Source organism: Pseudoalteromonas holothuriae, from assembly GCF_945859825.1.
Taxonomy (GTDB): Bacteria; Pseudomonadota; Gammaproteobacteria; order Enterobacterales; family Alteromonadaceae; genus Pseudoalteromonas; species Pseudoalteromonas holothuriae.
The window spans coordinates 1-22015 of record NZ_CAMAPC010000009.1; the positions used below are offsets into that span (position 1 = coordinate 1).

Below are 22015 nucleotides of genomic sequence, written 5' to 3' on the forward strand. Positions count from 1 at the left end.
CACTTAATTTGAAGTTTTTGTTTTACTAAAAAGTCATTTTAAGTTTTACTTGACGCTGACTCGTTTTGCTTTGCTTATTGTGCGTAGCGCTCCGTGTCAGTGGGGTCGCATTATAGGGCGATGAATAAAAAGCGCAAGCGCTTTTTTTAAGAAAAGTGACAAAAACAGGTTGTTCGCACTATTTTTGAACGAAATGGCTGTTTTTGATAGTTTTATATACTAAAAGCGACTTTATACACTGTAGCTTCTTCTTAAACGAAGCTCTACACTAGACAAATAGAAACCAGTTTTGCAGAGGAATATATGCTTAGAAGTTATAAAGGGATTACCCCGACACTTGAGCAAGGCGTTTACGTAGACGTGTCATCAGTACTTGTTGGCGATATTACTATAGGTAGAGACAGTAGCATTTGGCCTTTAGTCGCCGCTAGAGGCGACGTTAACTATATAAAGATAGGTGAGAGAACAAATGTACAAGATGGATCCGTGTTGCATTTAACTCGCGCGAGCAAAATGAACCCAAATGGTTACCCATTAATCATTGGTGACGATGTTACTGTTGGTCACAAGGTTATGCTTCATGGCTGCACGCTTGGCAACCGAATTCTTGTCGGTATGGGGGCTATTGTTATGGACAACGTGACAGTCGAAGATGACGTGATTATTGGCGGTGGTGCGCTTATTCCACCCAATAAGACCTTAGAGTCAGGCCACCTATATGTGGGTAGCCCAGCGAAAAAGGCGCGTCCACTAAATGAAAACGAACTTGCCTTTTTAAAAGTATCAGCACAAAACTACGTTCAGTTGAAAAACGAATATTTAGAGGAGTGTAAGTAATATACTGCCATCTAATTCATACATTTCATCTTCTATGAGAAGCTCAGCTTGCATCTCATAATCAAATTGATGGTCTTGAAAGTGTTTTATTGCCGTCTCACTATTCATTAAGGGTACTGCTAATACACACTTGACCATCATGCCATTGACCATAGCCGTAAATACCAATTTATTATCGTTAGCATTAACATCATCGTTAAATAAGATGCCTTGATTCACTGCTATACTCCTTGTTTCATTTCTCTTATGACTGATTCAATATCAGGTTTAGTATTACGCCAAACCACAAATGCTTCAGCTGCCTGACCAACTAACATGCCCATTCCATCAACTAAAGTAGTTTGTTTATTATGTTCGCCAACCCACTGCAGAAAACTCGTTTGCTGTTCACTATAAAACATATCATATGCAAGCAGACATGATTGAAGTACCGAAGACGGTATATCCGGCACAGACCCCGTAACGCTAGAAGAGGTTGAGTTTACAATTATTGAATAAGGTTGTTGATTAATGCTATCTAACCCAACCCCAACCACATCACCAAATTGTGCAAACTCCTGTGCGAGTGTTTGCGCTTTACTGGCAGTACGGTTCGCAATCACGATCTGTTTTATTCCTGCCTGCAATAAAGGGTAAATACAACCTCTCGCAGCACCACCAGAACCCAATAATAGTAAAGTTGCATTATCAAGCTCTGCATCTTGGCGCTTCAGATCAGCAACTAACCCCGCACCATCGGTGTTATCCCCTAATATTAAACCATTATCTAATAACTTAAGTGTATTTACGGCCCCAGCAAGCTGCGCCCTTTGAGTTAATTGATTGGCTAACTCAAACGCCTCTTCTTTAAAAGGCAAAGTTACATTCGCGCCCTTTCCACCTGATGCAAAAAACTGCTTTATTGATTCTTTAAAGCCATCTAAAGGTGATAAAATCGCCTCGTAGCTGATCTGCTGCTTGCACTGTGTTGCAAAAGCTTGGTGGATCATCGGTGATTTAGAATGCTTTATGGGGTGTCCAAACACCGCGTACTTATCCATAACTATGCCTAAGAAGTTTTCAATATTATGAAGCAGTTAATTAAACGCATCTTTAAAAAAGATGCAAGTAAAGTATCGACAGATGCGGCCCCTTCTCCTGAAAAAACACCCTATGAAATTATGGGTGGTGAAACGGCAGCTCGCGCTCTGGCTGATCGATTCTACGATATTATGGCCACAGACTCCTATGCCAAACCTTTATATGATATGCACCCACTCCCTTTAGATAGAATACGAGAAGTGTTTTTTGAATTTTTATCGGGTTGGTTAGGCGGCCCTGATTTATTTGTGGAAAAATATGGCCACCCAAGACTTAGACAAAGACACATGCCCTTTGCTATTAATAAAGACCTGCGCGACCAGTGGATGTACTGCATGAATAAAGCGCTAGACCTTGAAGTAGACAACCCATTATTAAGAGAAGGGTTAAGACAATCATTAGCACAGCTAGCCAGCCACATGATAAATCAGCATTAGGTATCATTCGTAACACACGAAAACGGTCGGCTTTTTGCGCTAAGTCAAAACTTACTTTTACACCTTTAGACATAATACGCATCCTTAAAAGGAGAACTGTGCGATGCGTGTGACCTCTATTCAACATAAAATTTATGCCCTACTTGCATTAACCGGCATTTTAGTCCTAACAGCAAGTATTATAAGTAGCTCGAGCCAACAACAAAAGCTGGCCCAAGATACCGTATCTGATAATATTCACTTGTTGGCTGATAACTATTTTGACTCGATCAATACCATGATGCTCACAGGTACAATGGCCAATAGAGAGATATTAAGTCAGAAACTACGTAATCACCCCAATATTGACGATGCACACATCATCCGCGGTAAAGAGGTTGTAAAACTGTATGGCGCAGGAAATGCAAACCAATCACCTAACAGTGAAGCCGAACGACAAGCGCTCAAGGGTATTGAATCAGTAATGATTGAAAAACGTGATGGTAAACGCATCATGACATATCTCAAACCGATGATTGCCAGCAGCGACTACAAAGGTACAAATTGCTTAGGCTGCCATCAAGCAAAAGAAGGCGATGTGCTAGGGGCAGTTAGAATTAGCTACTCTTTAGAAGATATTGATGCCACTGTTTCTTCTAATACATGGCTAAACACGGTTCTGCTTAGCGCTATCTTTGTGGTTACCTTTGTGAGCCTTGGCAGTTTATTTCGTAAGCTATTCATAAAGCGCCTAAGAACATTAGGACGAACTATGCGTCTTGCATCGCAAAATAAAGACTTAAGTTTAAGCATTGACGATACCGTCGATGATGAACTCGGCCGGTTAGCTATTAATTTTAATAACATGATGGCTTCATTCAAAGAGAACATCAGCCAAGTGTCACATACTTCGCAAATATTAATACAATCGGCAGAGACAATTTATACTTCCGCTGATACCACAGAACAAGCTATTCAAGAACAAAAGCAAGGCACTGACTCTGTAGCCGCTGCAATCAATGAATTGGAGAGTTCATCAAGTGAGGTAAAGAATACCACGCATTTTGCCTCTGAAAAGTCAGATAGTAGCAACCATCTCGCAGAGCAAAGCATGACGGTTGCCGAACATACGGAACTAAGTATTAACCAACTGGCGCATGATGTCCGCCAAGCAGCTGGGCAAGTGAGTCAACTGCAAGCACAGACATTAGAGGTGGGTAAAGTACTGGAAGTGATCAGCAGTATTGCCGAGCAAACCAACCTATTGGCCCTTAATGCAGCCATCGAGGCCGCACGTGCAGGAGAAGCTGGTAGAGGTTTTGCGGTCGTTGCTGATGAAGTAAGAACCCTAGCAACACGTACTCATGATTCCACAGATGAAATCAAACGCACCATAGATAAATTACAAACAGAAGCACAACAAACCGTGCAAGCAATGAGTGCATCATGCGAAGAAGCTGACGACAGAGCTGCTCAAGTCAAAAAGGTCGCACAAGCACTCAAAGACATCTCCAATCAAATGCATGAAATAAACGACTTAAACTTACAAATAGCGGATGCCACCGAACAACAAAATTTGGCAGCAGAAGAAATTAATCAAAGTGTGGTAGCCATTCGAGATAACGCAGAGCAATCATTAATTGATGCCCATGGCAGCAAAAAAGTGAGTGAGGAATTGCTAAACCTTGCACGCTCTTTAGATGAGCAGGTAAGAAGCTTTAAAATAGATTAGCTTTATTACGCTGTATTTTGGCGCCCAGCGAGCGCCTTTTCTATTTTTTAACTTGCTAGCCAGTTTTGTGGCTTTAAGAAGTGCTCGTACAGCGTTGCTTCCGCCGAACCCGGTTCGGGGCTAAAGTTGTACTCCCACCTAGCCAACGGTGGCATAGACATAAGAATTGACTCTGTGCGCCCACCTGTTTGCAAGCCAAATAACGTACCTCTGTCCCACACTAAGTTAAACTCCACATAACGACCACGACGATATAGTTGGAACTGTCGTTCATGCTCCCCAAAAGGCGTATCCTTGCGACGCGCGATAATCGGTAAATAAGCATCTAAAAAACCGTTACCTACCGCTTGTATAAAGGCGAAACTTGTTTCAAAACCCCACTGGTTTAGATCGTCAAAGAATAATCCACCCACACCACGTGTTTCATCTCTATGTTTGAGATAAAAGTAATCATCACACCACTTTTTGTAATCAATATAGACTTGTTCACCAAAAGGTGCGCATAAGTCACTTGCCACTTGGTGCCAATGCTTTACGTCTTCCATAACAGGGTAAAATGGGGTTAAGTCAAAACCACCACCAAACCACCAAATAGGAGCTTCTCCCTCTTTTTCTGCGATAAAGAATCGTACATTGGCATGGCTAGTCGGAATATGTGGGTTTTTAGGGTGAATAACTAAAGACACACCACAAGCATGAAAGCTCCTACCTGCAAGTTCAGGCCTATGTGCGGTTGCTGATGCGGGCATTGAGTTGCCAAATACATGGGAGTAGTTCACACCACCTTGCTCTATCACTGCACCATCACGGATAACACGGGTACGACCACCGCCCCCTTCCTCACGCTGCCAAATTTCTTCTACAAATTTACCTTTGCCATCAGCCTGCTCTAAGCCTGCACAGATAGAATCTTGTAATGACAATAGAAATGTTTTAACCGTGTCCAGATTAACCTTGCTCATATTTGCTATTCATTTCCTCGGATAGTTGCACCGCTGAGTGCATGTTTGATTTGGCTTGGAGCAGAATTGCCGCCTAAGTCACCTGCAACGAAGCAAGCGATTTGCTCACCAAAGGTTTGACGAGCTTGCAAAAGAGAGTGTACTGGCTCTTGACCAGAAATATTAGCACTGGTTGAAACCAGTGGTTTGCCTAACTTTTGACACAACGCTTTAACTACAGGGTGCGCACTAATACGTATCGCTATTGTGTCATTCCTCCCTGTTAACCACTTTGGCGTGCTAGCTTTAGCAGGCAGTAACCAAGTGACTGGCCCCGGCCAAGAAGAAAAAATATCGGCCCGTTTATCCATCGGGATTTTTGCATCATCTACATAAGATAAACATTGCCCATAATTATCAGCAATCAAAATCAGCCCTTTGCTAATATCTCTTTGCTTTACATTAAGCAACTGAGTAACACTCTTTTCATTATCTGGGTCACACCCTAGGCCGAAGACGGCCTCGGTAGGGTAACAAATTATGCCACCAGCAATCATTGCTTCTAGGGCTGCATCCAAATTAATGTTATTCACTTTGGTTCTCAACTTTGTGCTGACAGGCTTTTTGTGGGCATTGTAACATAGCTTTACCTGCACGTTGCTTTTGCAACATAACACCCCAACCACACTCTGGGCAGGTATGGGCAACGGGCTGCTGATTTAGGCTATACTTGCATTTAGGGTATCGATCACAAGAATGAAAGAATTTACCATACTTGTTTTTCCGTTTAGTAAATAACCCTTTTTGACACTTAGGGCAACCAACCGCTTGCTCCTGATCAGGCTCAAGTTCATCATGCACAATATAATGACATACAGGGTAGGCAGTACAACCAATAAACATACCATAACGACCATTGCGAATAACTAATGAATGCCCACAATCAGGGCAAGGTGAGTCATCCAGCACTTTGATATCATGATTATCGTGGCTGGCCAATGGACGAATGTGTTCACACGCAGGGTAATTTGCACATCCAATAAATGGACCATTTTTGCTATGCTTCATCACTAGCTCAGCACCGCAGTCGGGGCAAATCTCATACTCTTCTTCTAACGCATGACGACTCGCATCAAATAAAGAATGATCAATTTTACTCATAATACCTTAGCCAGTGCACAATTTTGCGCCTAATATAACTGCCATAATTTTAGGGTCAAGGGCCAACCCTAAAATTATCAATGCAAATAACCACCCGGCTCATCAAAAATAAGATCTTCCATTTGCGCATAGGCCTGCTCTTTGCCCGGCACATTGAATAGCACCATAAGAATTACCCATTTCAAATCTTCTAATCCTATAGCGGATTTCTCCAGCGCAAACAAACGGTCTATCACCATTTCTCGGGTAACCGAATCAATCACACCAACTTGCTCAACAAACATTAAAAAGCCTCGGCATTCAACATCTAACATTTGACACTCTTGTTCCGTATAAATACGAATGGCACTGTCTGCTTTACTGTTTAAATAAGGAATTTCGTCGCTGTGTTGTAAATCAGCGAGCTGCTCTAGCCAGTCTAAGGCTTTATAAATTTCTTCTTGGTTAAACCCTGCCCTAAGTAGCTCATCCGTTAACTCATTTTGCTCAACAAAGATATCCGATTCATTATGGATATAGTTCTCAAATAGATACATTAAGATATCAAACATGATTAACCCCTCGCTAATTTAATGTAGCCGTCTAGGACGCGTTCTACTTTATCTTCAAGCTCTAGGTCCAATAAACGTGCTATTACACGTTCTACTGGCCACTGGGTCCTTTGCGTTAAGGTATCTATCGAGGTAACCTCAAAGCCAAGGTTTTGCAATACTGGGCAGTCCTCCTGTGGTGCATCACTTTTTATCACGCTCTCTATACTATATAGACCGTTTTGGGACAAAAAGCTCACATCTTCAATGATATCTTCTACGCATTCAGTTAATATTGCCCCTTGTTTTAGCAGGTAATGACAGCCTTGTGACAAAGGGCTTTTTATTGATCCTGGGACTGCAAAAACCTCTCGGTTTTGCTCAAGCGCATACCGCGCTGTAATTAAAGAACCACTTTTTATTTGCGCTTCCACTAATACCACCCCAAGAGACAAACCAGAAATAATACGATTGCGCCGTGGGAAGTGATTGGCACAAGGGCCACTACCGGGGAAAAATTCACTCACCAATAACCCTTGCGCTAATATTTGCTCATATAACAAGTTATGGCGCTTTGGATAAACAATATCAACCCCGGTGCCCAATACAGCAATTGTTGCACCACTTTGAGCCAATGCACCTTTATGTGCAGCTCCATCGATACCTCGAGCAAGGCCTGAGGTAACAACTAACCCTGCTTGATTTAAGTGATAAGCAAAGTCTGCTGCAATTTCAAGCCCCGTGCCACTGGCACTGCGACTCCCAACAATTGCAATTTGAGGCTTACCGAGTAGCTGTATATTCCCTTTACAAAATAAAACGAATGGCGCACTGACAATTTCTTTAAGTAACGTGGGGTAGTGTTTATCAAAATAGCTAACGATAGTGATGTTTAATTGCGCACAACGCACTTCTATACGCTGTAAATTATCCCAATCGATACTGCGTAGTTGCAGTGCTAAAGCATCATTTAAACCCAATAGTTTCAATTCGTTAAATGACAAGCGAAATAGTGATGAAAGTTCACACTTTGCTTGTAGGGCGTTTATAGTCGCCATACCAAGCCCTTTGCAGGCGTGCAATGCTAGGCACTGTAGTGCCGTTAAGTTTTTCATGCTCCCTCCTTAGAGCATTAAAGCAACTAGTTTACACTAACACTATCTCCAATTCGTATTGGTTGCAGTGCGCGAGTCACTAGTGCATAGCTAACTTTGTCGTAGACCTTAAATACCATCAGTTCGCCGACTTTTTCTTCTGGCATATTCCAAACCACACTATTTTGGCTATTCTCTAACCCAAATGCTTCTCTCACTTTTTTTGAAAATTTCTCTAAGCTGTTCGCATCTTCGACATAGCGTGGCCCTTGATTGCCTTCAATAACTGTAGGTGAACGTTTATTAATATCAAGTATATGACCTTCTTTAAGTTGTTGATCACGGCCTAAATTTAATATCACAACAGAGGTCGAACCAAACTCGCTGAGTTTATTTTCACTAGCAATAATTTCTCCTTCCAGTGCATGCGATGGCCTTAGCATATTAAATTGCACAGAGAAACTATGCCCTTTAGAGATAGGCATCAAAATATCTCGAGCTTTAATCTCCTGCTTAGCGGTTTCTACTCGTACTTTTGCAGGTTTACCTTGCGTAAGATCACCTTTGTATAATACCCGACCGGTACCAACAAGACGCACTTCATAAGCCAGCGTCTCATTCGTTACTGGGTCTACATACGCACTACCAACATGATAAATACCGTAGTGAGTATATTGTGTGAGGCTCCCTTTTACGTACAACACATGCCCTTGGGTGGCGAGCTTCACATTATAGTTAGCACCTAGGATATAAGGATGGTCACTTAGGTCACTTTCGCTAAGCGCTTGCTCATATGAAATTAATGGCTCTATCAAGGACATTGGTAAAGTTGGTATAGCGGTACTTTTTTGGACATTAACTCGCGCCGTTGGTGAGAGTTTAATTATGCTCTTTTCTAAAGAAAGCATGGGCTGTCCTTGTATATCAAACTGCAACGATAAGACATCACCAGGATAAATTAAATGAGGGTCATCCAATTGTGGATTTTGCTGCCATAATGTTTGCCATTGCCAAGGAGACGATAAATACAGTCTAGAAATATCCCATAATGTATCACCTTCTTTAACGACATATTGCGTCGGTGCATCAGCTTTAACATTAAGCTTATCCTGAGCAAAAACAGGAACAGCAATACAAATTGCCACGATAATAGCTGCAAATGAGAGTTTCATTACGGCTTCCTTGAGTTATTTTTCGATATTATCAACCAAAACCTGTTAAAGGGGAACGCGAATGGCTAAAATAAGAACATATAATATTTTGCACTTAAGCTTAACGATAAAAGGTAACCATGGCAAAGTTAGAAGTACTTAGATTTCCAGATGAGCGTCTGCGCACAGTCGCAAAACCTGTCACTGAAGTAAACGATGAAGTACGTCAAATCGTCAAAGATATGTTAGAAACCATGTATGACGAAAATGGCATTGGTTTAGCCGCAACTCAGGTTAACGTTCACCAACGTATTGTGGTGATAGATGTATCTGAAGAGCGCAACGAACCACTGGTTATAATTAACCCTGAAATAGTCAAAAAAGACGGCTCTACGACCAGCGAAGAAGGCTGCTTATCTGTGCCTCATTCTTGGGCTAAAGTAGACCGCGCTGAAAAAATTACCGTGAAAGCGTTAAATGAGCAAGGCGAAGAATTCAGCTATGAGGCCGATGGCCTACTTGCAATATGTACACAACATGAACTGGATCACCTAATGGGTAAGTTGTTCATCGACTACTTGTCGCCTTTGAAGCGTCAGCGTATTCGGAAAAAACTTGAAAAAGAAGCCAAGTTTGCTGCTCGCTAGCAGCAAACACTTCCCCCTAACCTCATACATTTATTTTGGATAGTTCAGTGACCAAGCCATTACGCATTGTTTTTGCCGGTACGCCAGATTTTGCTGCGCGTCATTTAAGCGCACTTATTAATTCGCCACATGATGTTGTTGGCGTTTACAGCACCCCAGACCGCCCTGCTGGTCGTGGTAAAAAGCTCAAAGCAAGCGAAGTTAAAACCCTTGCCCTTGAGCATGATTTACCAGTTTACCAACCAGAGTCATTAAAAACGCCTGAAGCTCAAACCCAGTTAGCTGAACTTAATGCAGATATTATGGTGGTGGTAGCCTATGGTGTCTTATTGCCAAAAGCTATTTTAGATACGCCAAAGATGGGTTGTTTAAATGTGCATGGCTCTATCTTGCCACGCTGGCGAGGTGCTGCACCAATTCAACGTGCATTGTGGGCAGGCGATAAGCAAACCGGTGTTACTATCATGCAAATGGATGAAGGCTTAGATACAGGCGATATGCTACATATTGCTACTTGTTCCATCACCGACCAAGACACCAGCGCAAGTTTATACGCTAAGTTAGCTGAGCTAGGTCCTGTCGCATTACTTAAAACCTTAGCACAAATAAGTAACGGTACGGCGGTCGCTACAGTGCAAGATAATGCCCAAGCGAATTATGCTAAAAAGCTGCGCAAAGAAGAAGCCGATATTGATTGGCAAATGAGTGCCTCTCAAATTTCATTAAACATACGCGCTTTCAATCCATGGCCTGTATGCTTTACCACCATGCAACAGCAAACCGTTAAAATTTGGCAAGCTGAGGTTGTTGATGTTCAAGGCGAGCCTGCAACAATATTGAGCAGTGATAAAAATGGCATTGTTATAGCCTGTTCCGAGCAAGCACTCAAAGTAACACAACTACAACCACAAGGTAAGAAACCTATGTCAGCACAAGATTTTTTAAATGGCCGTGCCGATTGGGTAACTCCGGGCTCTAAGGTAGGTCACTAATGACGAACGTTCGTGCGCTTGCAGCAGAAACCCTATTTCAAGTTGTCGATAAAGGACAATCTCTAAGTGCTCAGCTGCCTTATGCCGCGCAAAAGCTAAGCCCAAAAGACAAAGCATTATTACAGCAAATTTGTTACGGCGTACTTAGGTACTTACCCACTTTAGAGCATTATTGCCAACAATTATTAGATCAGCCATTAAAGGGCAAACGCCGCGTATTCCAATTTTTACTCTATGTGGGTATGTATCAACTTCAGTATATGCGCACGCCAGAACACGCTGCAGTTGCCGAAACAGTCAATGCATTACAAAGCATGCGTGCTCCGGGCCTAAAAGGCCTAGTCAATGCGATCTTACGTACTTTTCAGCGCCAATTTAGTGAATTACAAGAAAGCGCAGCTCGAGTCTCAGTATGCCAATATAACCACCCGGGCTGGTTTATGAAAAAACTACAAGCAGCTTACCCAGAGCATTGGCAAGATATTTTAGCGGCGAACCAAGAACAAGCCCCAATGTGGTTACGCGTCAATCGTGCCCACTACAGCGTAAATGAATACAGCGAATTACTAGATGACGCCGGTATTGAGCATAGCCTAGAGCCTCGTTTTGAAGATGGCATTGTGTTAGATAAGCCGTGTGATGTTTATAGCTTACCAGGCTTTCGAGAAGGAGCATGCTCTGTACAAGATGCTGCCGCTCAGCTTGCTGCACGCTACTTAGACCCACAAGATAATGAGCGTATTTTAGATGCTTGCGCAGCGCCTGGGGGAAAAACTTGTCATATTTTAGAACTTGCCAAAGCAAATGTTGACGCACTTGATGCTGATAGTGAGCGATTACTTAGAGTTGAAGATAATTTACAGCGTCTGGAACTTAAAGCAAACTGCATTCATGCCGATGCGTCAACGCCCAATGAATGGTGGGATGGACAAGCCTATGATCGTATATTGTTAGATGTACCTTGCTCAGCTACTGGTGTTATTCGCCGTCACCCAGATATAAAATGGCTAAGACGCAACTCTGATATTGACGACTTAGCAGTGTTGCAGAAGAAAATCTTAGAAAACATCTGGCCACTGTTAAAGCCGGGCGGCACATTGATATACGCCACCTGTTCGGTCCTACCCGCCGAAAATAGTGAACAAGTAGCAAACTTTTTAGACTGCACCACTGATGCAATACACCAGCCGCTACACGAAAGTGACACGCCAACAACACCGGGGTTGCAACTACTTCCTGGGCTTAGTGATGGCTTTTACTATGCAAAAATAACAAAACAACAATAAGTTACCACTATGAAAATCATCATCCTAGGTGCCGGCCAAGTCGGGGGAACACTAGCAGAAAACTTAGTCGGTGAACAAAATGAAATCACCGTTGTCGATATTGACGGAGATAGGCTGCGTGAACTGCAAGATAAGTACGATCTACAAGGTGTTACTGGCCATAGTGCCCATCCAGATGTACTTCGACAAGCCGGTGCTGAAGATGCGGATATGATTATCGCGGTAACCAGCTCTGATGAAGTGAATATGATAGCCTGCCAAGTGGCTTATAGTATTTTTAATACGCCCACTAAAATAGCCAGAATTCGCTCAGAGCAATATTTAAAGTACAAAGAGAAGCTGTTTCAAAATGATGATTTACCTGTTGATCATTATATTGCCCCAGAGCAATTGGTCACCAAGTATATTCGTCGATTAATAGACTACCCCGGTGCTTTACAGGTATTACAGTTTGCTGAAGGCATGCTGTCGCTGGTGGCGGTAAAAGCCTACTATGGCGGGTTATTAGTCGGGTATGCACTCTCGGCGCTTAAAGAACACATTCCCAATGTAGATACTCGAGTTGCAGCTATTTACCGCCAAGGTAAAGCCATTAAACCTCTCGGGACCACCGTGATTGAGGCCGATGATGAAATTTTCTTCATCGCTGCAACCAAGCACATTCGAGCAGTTATGAATGAGCTACAAAAACTTGAGCGTTCATACAAAAAAATTATGATAGCCGGTGGCGGTAACATTGGTGCGGGCTTAGCACGGTCTTTAGAGCGCAATCATAGCGTTAAGTTAATTGAACGTAACCAGCAACGTGCCTCACAGCTGTCTGAAATGCTCGATAACACCGTAGTGTTTTGTGGTGATGCGTCAGATCAAGAGCTCTTGTCAGAAGAGCACATCGAGCAAGTTGATGTCTTTATTGCGGTCACCAATGATGATGAAGCCAACATTATGGCTGCGATGCTAGCTAAACGTATGGGCGCGCAAAAAACCATGGTACTTATTCAGCGTGGTGCCTATGTTGACCTAGTCCAAGGAGGAGAAATAGACATTGCAATATCTCCCCAGCAAGCCACAATTTCTGCACTGTTAACGCATGTACGCCGAGGCGATATAGTGAATGTATATTCACTTCGTAAAGGGGCTGCAGAAGCTATTGAGGCAGTTGCCCATGGCGACGAAAACACCTCAAAAGTGGTCGGACGCACCATCGGCGAAATCAAACTCCCCGTCGGTACCACAATCGGAGCCATTGTACGTGATGATGAAGTGTTAATTGCACATGACGATACATCGATACTGTCGGGCGATCACGTTATCATGTTTTTGATTGATAAACGCCACATCAGTGTGGTCGAAAAGTTATTCCAAGTAAGCGCCCTTTTTGTTTAATAGCCTACTTGTCATGCAGTGCCGACAAATCAATGAGGCACTGCTGCATCAGAGCCTCTACTTTACCTTCATCAGCAATTAGCTTAATGCCAAGTAATAACGCATCATCTTGATAAGTCGTGCTACATATTTCTCCCTGAAGGCGAGTCTCTTGTTTTTTCTTATCAGCAATGACCACATGACATGATTGACCATTGAGTTTTGGTAAGTCAACCTTAGAGCCCAAAACACTAAACAATAAGCCCGTATGAGATATATCTTTAATTACGCCATCAAGGTTAGTGTTATCGGTTGCTAAAGTGGCGGGGATCAAGGTAGGTATACGTATTTGATGTCGTAAGCTTTGACTTTGAACTTGTTGTGGGGGGTAAAGAAAAATCAACTTCGTTGGAGTATAGGCGACGGCTTTAACATCCGTTTTAAACGCAATAATTTGCCCATCGCTATGATCAGCCACAGCACGCACAATCACAGAAGCCCCTTCTTTGACATGTTCAGCCGCTTTACCCAACAGCTTTTGGTTTGGATAATTTAAAATTATATACTGCCCCTCCAGATAGCCGATAAACTCCGTTTTTACTCGCTTAGAATTCGCGGCCATGAGAATTTCAAGATCAACAACATTGCCCACCGAAATCAGCTCAATTTTTTGATAACCAGAAGAGGACTTATTTTTAAACATAGAGATAACCTATACATGTCTAGGCTATAGCAGATTAAGCTTAGAACAGATTAAGAATTGTAATTATTGATTATAGCCGCATTTAAAAACACTAAATACGGCAATATCAATAATTAGACTACCACTTAGCCACGCCAAAATGTAGGGGTAAACAGTACTAAAAGTGTGAATATTTCTAACCGACCAAAGACCATCGCTAAAGTTAAAATCCACTTAGCAGCATCAGTAATATCACCATAATGCGCTGCCACGGCGCCCAGACCAGGCCCTAAATTATTTAAGCATGCCGCAGTGGCAGAAAACGCGGTAATATTATCAAGCCCTGTGCCCAGTAAAGCTATCATGATAATAACAAATACCAACGCATAGGCTGAAAAGAACCCCCAAACTGCTTCCACTACTCTATCAGGCAATGCTTTTCGGCCAAGCTTAATGGAATAAATTGCACGAGGGTGGACCAAGCGATTAAGCTCTCGAACGCCTTGCAAATAAAGTAAAAAGACCCTAACGACCTTCATTCCCCCACCTGTTGAGCCAGCACATCCACCTATAAAACTTGAAAAAATAAGTAAGATAGGTAAAAACAATGGCCAAGCAGAGAAGTTATCAGTGGCAAACCCTGCGGTCGTGCTAATTGAAACAGATTGAAATAAGGCTTGATCTAAGGTCTCATCGCCATTGCTGTAAACCTGATTGGAAGAGAGCACCGCAAAACAAATCACCACTAGCGCCAGCTGAATAAGTAAAAACACTTTAAACTCTGGATCTCGAAGGTATGCTCTGACGTTACGACTTGATACCGCAGCGTAATGCAAAGAAAAGTTAATGCCGGCAATTAATAAAAACAACACACATATAAAATTAATCGCAGGGCTATCAAAGTGCCCCATAGAAGCATCATAGGTAGAAAACCCACCAATCGCAATCGTCGAAAAGGCATGGCATATCGCATCAAACCAGCCCATACCTGCTATCCAATAAGCAATCGAACAAGTAGCAGTTAACGATACATAGATATACCATAGATGCTTTGCTGTATCGGCTATTCGCGGCGTCATTTTAGAATCTTTAACGGGCCCAGGTGTTTCAGCACGATATAACTGCATACCACCGACACCGAGCATCGGTAGCACCGCCACCGCCAAAACGATGATCCCCATACCACCTAACCATTGCAACTGTTGGCGATAGAATAAGACCGATTTAGGTAAATACTCAATACCCGTTAACACGGTTGCCCCAGTTGTGGTGAGCCCAGAAAAAGCCTCAAATACGGCATCTGCAAGAGATAAATTAGGTGATTGTAAAAAAATAAGAGGTACCGCAGCAAAAAAACCCAGTACTAACCAAAATAAAACCACAATCAAAAAGCCTTCTCTGGCTTTGAGATCTCCATTTTCTTTTCGGTTTGGATAATAAGCCATTAAGCCAATTATGATGCTAAACACAAAAGCCAAAACAAATGGCACCCCGCCACCATCTTTATAAATTAAAGACACCAACGCCGGAGGCACCATGGTGATACTAAATAGTGCGACCAATTGGCCAAGTATTTTTATTATGGTACGAAATTGCATGCCGCTTTTCGCTTATCAGTCATTTAAAGTTATAGAATGTTGATTGTCTTACGCTTTGATTTTTAACTCAACCACACCGTGCGTTAAATCTAAAATTTCTTGGCATGCTTGTTCAGCTTGCCGAAGATCAATTTCAATGCGCCAATCTATACATGCCCCGTACTGTTTATCCAAATTTAGCACCGTAAAGTGGGTATTGAGGTGCTGCTCAATCACCCCTTGTAGAGCGTAGTCTGAATTGCCAACTAGGTAGGTTGCGGGAATTTTCAAACTCGTCTGTAATTGTGCCAGAGCATTATTAAGCGTACCGCCATATGCACGTACTAAACCACCAGTGCCCAGTTTGATGCCACCAAAGTAGCGTGTAGTGACTGCCGTTACCTCTCCAAGCCCGGAACCTACCAATACATTTAACATTGGTTTACCTGCCGTACCATTTGGCTCTCCATCGTCCGAAAAGCCATAGACATGACTACCACCTGGTTGCCCAGCAACATGCGCCCAACAATTATGTCTTGCGTCTGGGTATTGGTCATTAACATGTTTAATAAAAGCTTTAGCATCCTCAATATTCGGCGTATGGGCCAGATGAACGATGAAGGTGCTTTTTTTTATTTCTTCGTGGTAGCTCACAGATGCAGCGGGGATTTGGTATTCAGACATGAATCATTTAACACCTTACAAACAAAAAAGGGAGCCTTATGCTCCCCTCAATCATACACCGAGAGCTTAGCTCAAGTCTAAATCACGCGTCATATTTTCTAATCTGTCTTCGTGGACAATAATATTGTCTTCTATACGAATACCACCGTATGGCTTAAATTCTTCCACCTTATCCCAATTTATGTATTGCTTATTATTCGTTTGCGCAAGGTCGCCAAGTAACGAATCAATAAAATAAAGTCCTGGTTCAATTGTAAATACTTGCTTAGCTTCAATCTTTCGCGTGCAGCGTAAGAATGGATGCCCCTCAGGAGGCGCTTGATGAGAACCTGACGCATCCGCCATAAAACCACCCATATCGTGTACCTGCAATCCAAGGTGATGGCCCAAGCCATGTGGAAAGAAAGTAGACGTAATGCCTCTGGCAACGATGTCTTGCGCTGGCAATTTTACGATATCAAAGTCAGCTAACACTTGGGCAATTCGGGTGTGGCAATCAATATGTAATTCACCATAAAGCTTGCCCGGACTGAGCTGTTTACCCAACTGAATTTGATGATCATTCATCACGTTTACTAACTCAGCAAACTCACCTTGTTTGGCAAAATCATACGTACGTGTAATATCAGACGCATAACCATGGAAGTTTGCACCTGCATCAATTAAAAACGAGCGATGTTGCTTAGGCGCCTGACGCTCAAAATGCGTGTAATGCAAAATAGCACAATTATTGTTCAGCGCAACGATATTGCCATAGGGTGTGTCATTTTCCATATGCTCAGTGGCATTTAAATACGCTTGCTGAATAGCGAACTCAGAGCCCCCTGCATAAAACATGTCACGCGCGGCTTTGTGGCCAGTCACTGCTAAACGGTTTGCCTCACGTAAACAGCTCAATTCATACTGTGTTTTATACGCACGATGATAGTGCAAATAGTTCATTACCGCTTCAGGATTTACATTGGTAAAACCCAGCGCTTGTGCAACCTCTAAATACTCACCAACATACGCAAAGTTGGCTTTGTCATAAGGCAGAAACTTCTCAACTTGATCTGGCTGAACCAGCAATTCAATATCAAAATAATCCGCCCAGAAGTCACTTGGCTCATCAGGCACTTTGTGCCAAAAATCTACAGGGCGATAAAATATCAACTTAGGTTTATCTAACCCGTTCACAACTAACCAACAATGCGGATTATCTATCACTGGTAACCAAGCTTTAAATTGCGGGTTAACTTTAAATGGATAATACATATCATCTAAGAATTGGCGCTTTGCTTGACCTGAATGGATCACTAGACCCTCAAGCCCTTCTTGCTCAAGAATGGTTTTAGTGCGCTGTTGCAAAGTAGCAATGTGTCCAGCGTAATATTGTGCTAATTGTTCCATGGTTAACCGTTTTATTAGTTGCGATGATTTTGAGTCTAACACAGGCTTGAAAATGCAATCCAGCGAAGTCGCCAGATTACCCCACACCTTTGTGTCAAGCTGTGCACTATCGAATACACATCCCCTTAGCCACCAATGCGCATTTCTAACAATGGGGCCACAATATTGCCTTCTCGACCTAATCGGGTGTGATATACCTGACGATATGCAAACACATTTTTCACATAATCTCGGGTTTCTCGATAAGGGATCAGCTCAATCCATAACTCTGCGGGTATCGCTTCATCAGGTAGCCACTTTTTAATTCGATGATATCCGGCATTATATGAAGCAGTTGCGAGCATTTCATTACCCTGATTTTTCTTTTTTAAATACTCTAAGTAGTCTGTACCTAAGCGAATGTTAGTCGCAGGCTGCAACAAGTTTCGTTTTGAAACACGCTGCTTAGAAATATAACGGGCAGTGCTAGGTAACAACTGCATCAAGCCATATGCATTTGCATGAGAGCGTGCATCGGGTGCAAATGAACTTTCTCGACGTGCAATTGCAATGCTCCAAGCCATATCAACGTGATTGCGTTTACTATAGCGGCTAAAGTACTTTTCAAAGGCAATCGGAAAACGTAACTCAACGTAATCCCACGCTTTAATTTGCGCTAAGGTATAAATGGTACTGTCGTACCAATCTAGCTCGGCGGCAAGAATAGAAGCAGCCAGTTTTTCGGCCACACTCGACGTATTAGTCAAATAGTTCCATTCACGACGTGCAGAAGTGAAGCGGCCTAACTCGTAAAGCGCCTTGGCACGTTTAAAACCTGGCGCTTGCGAGACTTTAGTCAATAAACTTGGCTGAACATCTAGCGACTTAGTATTTAAAGAGACATCCAACCCCAAGCGCCCAGCTGCCAAGAAGCCGTAATAATCTCGCTCACTGGCAATGTCTTGCCACAACTTATTGGCTCTATCTTCCTCACCACGTTGCGCATAACTATAAGCTAGCCAATAGGTTTGCCCATGACTTAGATTTGTCATTCCCGTGAATAATGCTGCAATACCTGACCAATCCTGTTCTTTGAGCATATTGCTCATCATCCATTGACGCAGCTTAGCGTCTTGTTGCTCTGGCTTCACTTTATTTAACCAAAACCGAGCATCAGAATGACCTTTGGACGCCAAAGCTAACGCAAAACGATAGGCTACGCTGTCTTTTTGTTGCTCGGTAAAATCAAACATCCCCTGCAGCTTATCCCAAGCCCGCAATGCGAGCTTTTGGTCTCGCCATATGAGCCTGCGCACACCATACACCGCAATTTGCGCCTCTTTTTCATTGCGCTTTTTATAGCGATATAAACCAGCTGATGCACTGGGATCACGCCGAACAGTGGTATATAGATCGGCTAAATAAGCATCGCTTTTAGGTAATAGCGTTTTTAAATAACGCAGTAACGACACCTGTCCCCCTTGCGCAGCTTTGGTGATACGCGACCAGAGTCGGTCTGAGGTTAAATATCCAGCTTGCTGCCATTTATTAAAAATAGTGTTACACGCTCTTGGTTGCGACTTACCTACTACCCATAAATCAGACACTTGCTCTAAAATGGCTTTTTTAGGCGCACCTAGCTCAAGTTGGTATTGTAAATACGTGCAATGCAATGCAGCATCGTTGCTATCTTGATAGTAATCAATAAATAGCGCTTTTTTACCTCTGCGCTTTAGGTACTTAAGCCAACTTTCACGCACTGGCCACTCTAATGGAGTACTTTCATATACCGTTAAAAAATGCGCAATTTGTTGCTGATACTTCAACCTTGGGTGGCGTTCAAAAAACGCCATTTCAACGTAGGGTTTTAGCGGGTGATCTAACTGATTAAGTGCCGCAGTAAAGGCATTATAATTACCCGACCAAGCTATTCTCTCTGCTTTTTTAAATGCGTCGAGGTCACTGTTTGCAAAAGAAAAGCAACTTATCGCTGTTAAACCAGTTACAGCAACCTTTAAGATCCATGACTTCATAATGACCTTCAAATCGTTAATTGTCTTAAAACGTGCAAGACGGGCGTTTAAAATACGCCTACCCTTACAACCCAACTTACCAAGCAAAACCCGCAAACACTGGCTAGGCTGTAAGTTTATAAAAAGAGACTTAGCCACCATATCACCAAAGCGGACAATTTTTAAGATATGGGTAAACGCTGAGTAAATTTTTCATTGCATTTTTCATTTAAAGCAGCCAAACTGGGTGAAATAGCAACTCATCGTACCAGTGTAATTACACGGGAGAACAAGCATGTTATATAAGAGCGAGTCCTTTGTTGTTGATTTTTGCAAAGGCAAAATCGCTGAATTTAAGTTTTGTATGCCAGGTTCGGTTAACAAACTATCTCAGCAAACCCTTCAAGAGTGCGCGCAAGCATTCCAAGCATTAAGCCAACGCGACGATATCGACGCAATGGTATTCACCAGTGATAAAGAACACTTTATTATTGGTGCTGATATTTTTGAATTTCTACCAACTTTCCAACGTCCAGAAGAAGAATTAGTCGGTTGGATAAAAAACGCAACCGATGTATTTGATGCGATTGAAGACCTTCCTTTTCCAACGGCATCTGCAATTCACGGCTTAGCACTAGGCGGTGGCTGCGAATGGTTACTGGCATGCGACTACCGTTTAGCAAGTAACACAGCAAAAATTGGTTTACCTGAAGTTAAACTTGGTATTATGCCAGGCTTTGGTGGCACAGTACGCTTACCTCGCTTAATCGGCGCTGACAATGCTATGACGTGGATCACGACAGGCAAAGAGCACCGCGCTGAAGAAGCCCTAAAAGTTGGTGCAGTAGACGGTGTCGTTGCCCCAAGCAAGCTGTTAGATGGTGCAATCAGTATGCTAGAGCAAGCTGTTGCCGGTAAGCTTGATTGGCGTGCCAAGCGACAAGTAAAGCTTAGCCCATTAAAAATGAATCCTGTTGAGCAAGGCATGAGCTTTGCGATGGCCGAAGGCATGGTTATGAGTAAAACCAAAGGCCACTATCCAGCTCCTGTGATGGCAGTAAAAACCATTCAAGCAGCTGCAAATGCAAGCCGCACTGAAGCCATGGCGATTGAAAATGCCAATTTCGCTAAGCTTGCTAAAACCAAAGAAGCTGCTGCGCAAACGGGTATTTTCCTAGCTGATCAGTACATTAAAGGGGTTGCTAAAAAGCAAGCTAAAGCATCGTCGCTTGAAATCAAACAAGCTGCGGTATTAGGTGCGGGCATTATGGGTGGCGGTATTGCATACCAATCAGCCTATAAAGGCACACCTATTGTGATGAAAGACATCAACCAAGCAGCACTTGATTTAGGTATGAATGAAGCTGCCACCATTTTAGGTAAAAAAGTACAGCGTGGTCATATGGCCATGGATAAAATGGTCGCAACCCTTGGTAAAATTAAACCAACCCTTGAAGAGCGTGACTTAGAGAACACGGATATTGTTGTTGAAGCCGTTGTTGAACATCCTAAGGTTAAACAAACCGTATTAGCAGCACTTGAAGCGCAGCTACCTGAAGGCACAATCTTAACCTCAAACACTTCAACAATTCGTATTGATGAACTCGCGTCAGCGTTGAAAAACCCTGAACACTTCTGTGGTATGCATTTTTTCAACCCTGTGCCAAAAATGCCACTCGTTGAAATAATTCGTGGTGAAAAAACATCTGAAGCAACCATAAATGCGGTCGTAGATTACGCATTAAAATTGGGTAAATCACCCATCGTTGTAAACGACTGCCCAGGCTTTTTCGTAAACCGAGTATTGTTCCCTTACTTTGCAGGCTTTAGCCAGTTAGTGGTTGAAGGTGCGGACTTTACTAAAATTGATAAAGTAATGGAAAATGTCTTTGGCTGGCCGATGGGTCCGGCATACCTACTTGATGTTGTAGGTATTGATACGGCTAACCATTGTACTGGTGTTATGGCTGATGGCTTCCCTGAACGTATGGCACGTCAAGAAAAAGACCCAGTTGCAGTACTTGCAAACGCTGAGCGTTTTGGTCAGAAAAACAAACAAGGCTTCTACCAATATGCGCCAGATAGAAAAGGTCGCTTGAAAAAATCAAAAGATGCTGCGTCAGTTGAACTACTTAGTTCTATTTGCGAATCAAGCAAAGAGTTTGATAAGCAAACAATCATCGAGCGTTGTATGGTACCTATGCTCAATGAAGTGCTACTTTGTTTACAAGAAGACATCGTTGCATCTGCACAAGAAGCGGATATGGCACTCATTTATGGCATCGGGTTCCCACCATTTAGAGGCGGCGCATTTAGATATCTCGACCAAATTGGCCTAGCTAACTTTGTCGCAATGGCAGATAAATACGCGCACCTTGGGGCAATTTATCAAGTTTCAGAGCAAACTCGTGTATGGGCAAACGAAGGTAAAGTGTTCTATTCAGTGGAGGGCCAGTAACA

The 22015-nt window shown here is 42.7% G+C and carries 21 protein-coding genes; 8 read left to right on the top strand and 13 right to left on the bottom strand.

Annotation, left to right across the window (positions count from 1 at the left end):
* Positions 1 to 303: 303 nt before the first annotated feature.
* Positions 304 to 837, top strand: a complete 534-nt coding sequence (locus OCI93_RS12385) for a gamma carbonic anhydrase family protein (RefSeq protein ID WP_261594133.1) — start codon at positions 304 to 306, stop codon at positions 835 to 837.
* Here the strand turns inward: OCI93_RS12385 and OCI93_RS12390 are convergent.
* A complete protein-coding gene (locus OCI93_RS12390; RefSeq protein ID WP_261594134.1) occupies positions 820 to 1056 on the bottom strand; it encodes a DUF1488 domain-containing protein in 237 nt (78 codons plus the stop codon). The two genes, OCI93_RS12385 and OCI93_RS12390, sit on opposite strands and share 18 nt — an antisense overlap.
* Before the next feature lie 2 nt (positions 1057 to 1058).
* Positions 1059 to 1877, bottom strand: coding sequence for a shikimate dehydrogenase (aroE, locus tag OCI93_RS12395; RefSeq protein WP_261594135.1), 819 nt, complete (start codon positions 1875 to 1877; stop codon positions 1059 to 1061).
* 27 nt (positions 1878 to 1904) lie between these two features.
* Between aroE and OCI93_RS12400 the strand changes: the two genes are divergently transcribed.
* Together OCI93_RS12400 and OCI93_RS12405 are read left to right on the top strand one after the other, a co-directional pair.
* Entirely contained in the window at positions 1905 to 2354 is a 450-nt protein-coding gene (locus OCI93_RS12400) for a group II truncated hemoglobin (RefSeq protein ID WP_261626515.1), read from the top strand.
* A gap of 103 nt (positions 2355 to 2457) precedes the next feature.
* Positions 2458 to 4065, top strand: a complete 1608-nt coding sequence (locus tag OCI93_RS12405) for a methyl-accepting chemotaxis protein (RefSeq protein ID WP_261626516.1) — start codon at positions 2458 to 2460, stop codon at positions 4063 to 4065.
* Positions 4066 to 4112: 47 nt separating this feature from the next.
* On the opposite strand, the gene hemF is transcribed toward OCI93_RS12405, so the two are convergent.
* The 6 genes from hemF to OCI93_RS12435 all read right to left on the bottom strand — a co-directional run bounded on the left by hemF (position 4113) and on the right by OCI93_RS12435 (position 8963).
* Entirely contained in the window at positions 4113 to 5027 is a 915-nt protein-coding gene (hemF, locus tag OCI93_RS12410) for an oxygen-dependent coproporphyrinogen oxidase (protein WP_261626517.1), read from the bottom strand.
* Between the two features lie 5 nt (positions 5028 to 5032).
* A complete protein-coding gene (tsaC, locus tag OCI93_RS12415) occupies positions 5033 to 5563 on the bottom strand; it encodes an L-threonylcarbamoyladenylate synthase type 1 TsaC (RefSeq protein WP_410007634.1) in 531 nt (176 codons plus the stop codon).
* Positions 5564 to 5591: 28 nt separating this feature from the next.
* A complete protein-coding gene (locus tag OCI93_RS12420; RefSeq protein WP_261626518.1) occupies positions 5592 to 6167 on the bottom strand; it encodes a DNA topoisomerase family protein in 576 nt (191 codons plus the stop codon).
* 77 nt (positions 6168 to 6244) lie between these two features.
* Positions 6245 to 6718: a DUF494 family protein gene (locus OCI93_RS12425; protein ID WP_261594141.1), complete on the bottom strand. Its 474-nt coding sequence runs from the start codon at positions 6716 to 6718 to the stop codon at positions 6245 to 6247.
* A gap of 2 nt (positions 6719 to 6720) precedes the next feature.
* A complete protein-coding gene (gene dprA / locus OCI93_RS12430) occupies positions 6721 to 7812 on the bottom strand; it encodes a DNA-processing protein DprA (protein WP_261626519.1) in 1092 nt (363 codons plus the stop codon).
* 26 nt (positions 7813 to 7838) lie between these two features.
* Entirely contained in the window at positions 7839 to 8963 is a 1125-nt protein-coding gene (locus tag OCI93_RS12435; protein WP_261594143.1) for a LysM peptidoglycan-binding domain-containing protein, read from the bottom strand.
* Positions 8964 to 9082: 119 nt separating this feature from the next.
* Here OCI93_RS12435 and def point away from each other — a divergent pair, with 119 nt between their 5' ends.
* Genes def through trkA form a run of 4 tightly spaced genes read left to right on the top strand, consistent with a single transcriptional unit; the run spans position 9083 to position 13253 of the window.
* Complete coding sequence (gene def / locus OCI93_RS12440; protein WP_261594144.1) at positions 9083 to 9589, top strand: peptide deformylase; 507 nt, start codon at positions 9083 to 9085, stop codon at positions 9587 to 9589.
* 47 nt (positions 9590 to 9636) lie between these two features.
* A complete protein-coding gene (gene fmt, locus OCI93_RS12445) occupies positions 9637 to 10581 on the top strand; it encodes a methionyl-tRNA formyltransferase (RefSeq protein ID WP_261594145.1) in 945 nt (314 codons plus the stop codon).
* Positions 10581 to 11867 (top strand): 16S rRNA (cytosine(967)-C(5))-methyltransferase RsmB, encoded by a 1287-nt coding sequence (rsmB, locus tag OCI93_RS12450; RefSeq protein ID WP_261626520.1) that lies wholly within the window; start codon positions 10581 to 10583, stop codon positions 11865 to 11867. The genes fmt and rsmB overlap by 1 nt, the downstream gene beginning before the upstream one ends.
* A 9-nt stretch (positions 11868 to 11876) precedes the next feature.
* Positions 11877 to 13253, top strand: a complete 1377-nt coding sequence (trkA, locus tag OCI93_RS12455; RefSeq protein WP_261594147.1) for a Trk system potassium transporter TrkA — start codon at positions 11877 to 11879, stop codon at positions 13251 to 13253.
* A 4-nt stretch (positions 13254 to 13257) separates the two neighbouring features.
* Here the strand turns inward: trkA and OCI93_RS12460 are convergent, their stop codons facing one another.
* The 5 genes from OCI93_RS12460 to OCI93_RS12480 all read right to left on the bottom strand — a co-directional run bounded on the left by OCI93_RS12460 (position 13258) and on the right by OCI93_RS12480 (position 19576).
* Positions 13258 to 13935: a flagellar brake protein gene (locus OCI93_RS12460; protein ID WP_261594148.1), complete on the bottom strand. Its 678-nt coding sequence runs from the start codon at positions 13933 to 13935 to the stop codon at positions 13258 to 13260.
* Between the two features lie 125 nt (positions 13936 to 14060).
* Positions 14061 to 15512 (bottom strand): TrkH family potassium uptake protein, encoded by a 1452-nt coding sequence (locus OCI93_RS12465; protein ID WP_261626521.1) that lies wholly within the window; start codon positions 15510 to 15512, stop codon positions 14061 to 14063.
* Between the two features lie 48 nt (positions 15513 to 15560).
* Complete coding sequence (locus OCI93_RS12470) at positions 15561 to 16175, bottom strand: YigZ family protein (protein WP_261594150.1); 615 nt, start codon at positions 16173 to 16175, stop codon at positions 15561 to 15563.
* Positions 16176 to 16241: 66 nt separating this feature from the next.
* Positions 16242 to 17564, bottom strand: a complete 1323-nt coding sequence (gene pepQ, locus OCI93_RS12475) for a Xaa-Pro dipeptidase (RefSeq protein ID WP_261626522.1) — start codon at positions 17562 to 17564, stop codon at positions 16242 to 16244.
* A gap of 125 nt (positions 17565 to 17689) precedes the next feature.
* Positions 17690 to 19576: a transglycosylase SLT domain-containing protein gene (locus OCI93_RS12480; protein WP_261626523.1), complete on the bottom strand. Its 1887-nt coding sequence runs from the start codon at positions 19574 to 19576 to the stop codon at positions 17690 to 17692.
* A 274-nt stretch (positions 19577 to 19850) separates the two neighbouring features.
* Here OCI93_RS12480 and fadB point away from each other — a divergent pair, with 274 nt between their 5' ends.
* Positions 19851 to 22013, top strand: a complete 2163-nt coding sequence (gene fadB / locus OCI93_RS12485; RefSeq protein ID WP_261626524.1) for a fatty acid oxidation complex subunit alpha FadB — start codon at positions 19851 to 19853, stop codon at positions 22011 to 22013.
* Positions 22014 to 22015: the final 2 nt, after the last annotated feature.

Coding starts and splice junctions, on each gene's coding strand:
- tsaC (WP_410007634.1), bottom strand. CDS start 5,563: ATGATTGCTGGTGGCATAATTTGTTACCCTACCGAGGCCGTCTTCGGC.
- OCI93_RS12425 (WP_261594141.1), bottom strand. CDS start 6,718: ATGTTTGATATCTTAATGTATCTATTTGAGAACTATATCCATAATGAA.
- pepQ (WP_261626522.1), bottom strand. CDS start 17,564: ATGGAACAATTAGCACAATATTACGCTGGACACATTGCTACTTTGCAA.
- trkA (WP_261594147.1), top strand. CDS start 11,877: ATGAAAATCATCATCCTAGGTGCCGGCCAAGTCGGGGGAACACTAGCA.
- fadB (WP_261626524.1), top strand. CDS start 19,851: ATGTTATATAAGAGCGAGTCCTTTGTTGTTGATTTTTGCAAAGGCAAA.
- OCI93_RS12460 (WP_261594148.1), bottom strand. CDS start 13,935: ATGTTTAAAAATAAGTCCTCTTCTGGTTATCAAAAAATTGAGCTGATT.
- dprA (WP_261626519.1), bottom strand. CDS start 7,812: ATGAAAAACTTAACGGCACTACAGTGCCTAGCATTGCACGCCTGCAAA.
- hemF (WP_261626517.1), bottom strand. CDS start 5,027: ATGAGCAAGGTTAATCTGGACACGGTTAAAACATTTCTATTGTCATTA.
- OCI93_RS12385 (WP_261594133.1), top strand. CDS start 304: ATGCTTAGAAGTTATAAAGGGATTACCCCGACACTTGAGCAAGGCGTT.
- OCI93_RS12435 (WP_261594143.1), bottom strand. CDS start 8,963: ATGAAACTCTCATTTGCAGCTATTATCGTGGCAATTTGTATTGCTGTT.
- aroE (WP_261594135.1), bottom strand. CDS start 1,877: ATGGATAAGTACGCGGTGTTTGGACACCCCATAAAGCATTCTAAATCA.
- OCI93_RS12480 (WP_261626523.1), bottom strand. CDS start 19,576: ATGAAGTCATGGATCTTAAAGGTTGCTGTAACTGGTTTAACAGCGATA.
- def (WP_261594144.1), top strand. CDS start 9,083: ATGGCAAAGTTAGAAGTACTTAGATTTCCAGATGAGCGTCTGCGCACA.
- OCI93_RS12420 (WP_261626518.1), bottom strand. CDS start 6,167: ATGAGTAAAATTGATCATTCTTTATTTGATGCGAGTCGTCATGCGTTA.
- OCI93_RS12400 (WP_261626515.1), top strand. CDS start 1,905: ATGAAGCAGTTAATTAAACGCATCTTTAAAAAAGATGCAAGTAAAGTA.
- rsmB (WP_261626520.1), top strand. CDS start 10,581: ATGACGAACGTTCGTGCGCTTGCAGCAGAAACCCTATTTCAAGTTGTC.
- OCI93_RS12465 (WP_261626521.1), bottom strand. CDS start 15,512: ATGCAATTTCGTACCATAATAAAAATACTTGGCCAATTGGTCGCACTA.
- OCI93_RS12405 (WP_261626516.1), top strand. CDS start 2,458: ATGCGTGTGACCTCTATTCAACATAAAATTTATGCCCTACTTGCATTA.
- OCI93_RS12470 (WP_261594150.1), bottom strand. CDS start 16,175: ATGTCTGAATACCAAATCCCCGCTGCATCTGTGAGCTACCACGAAGAA.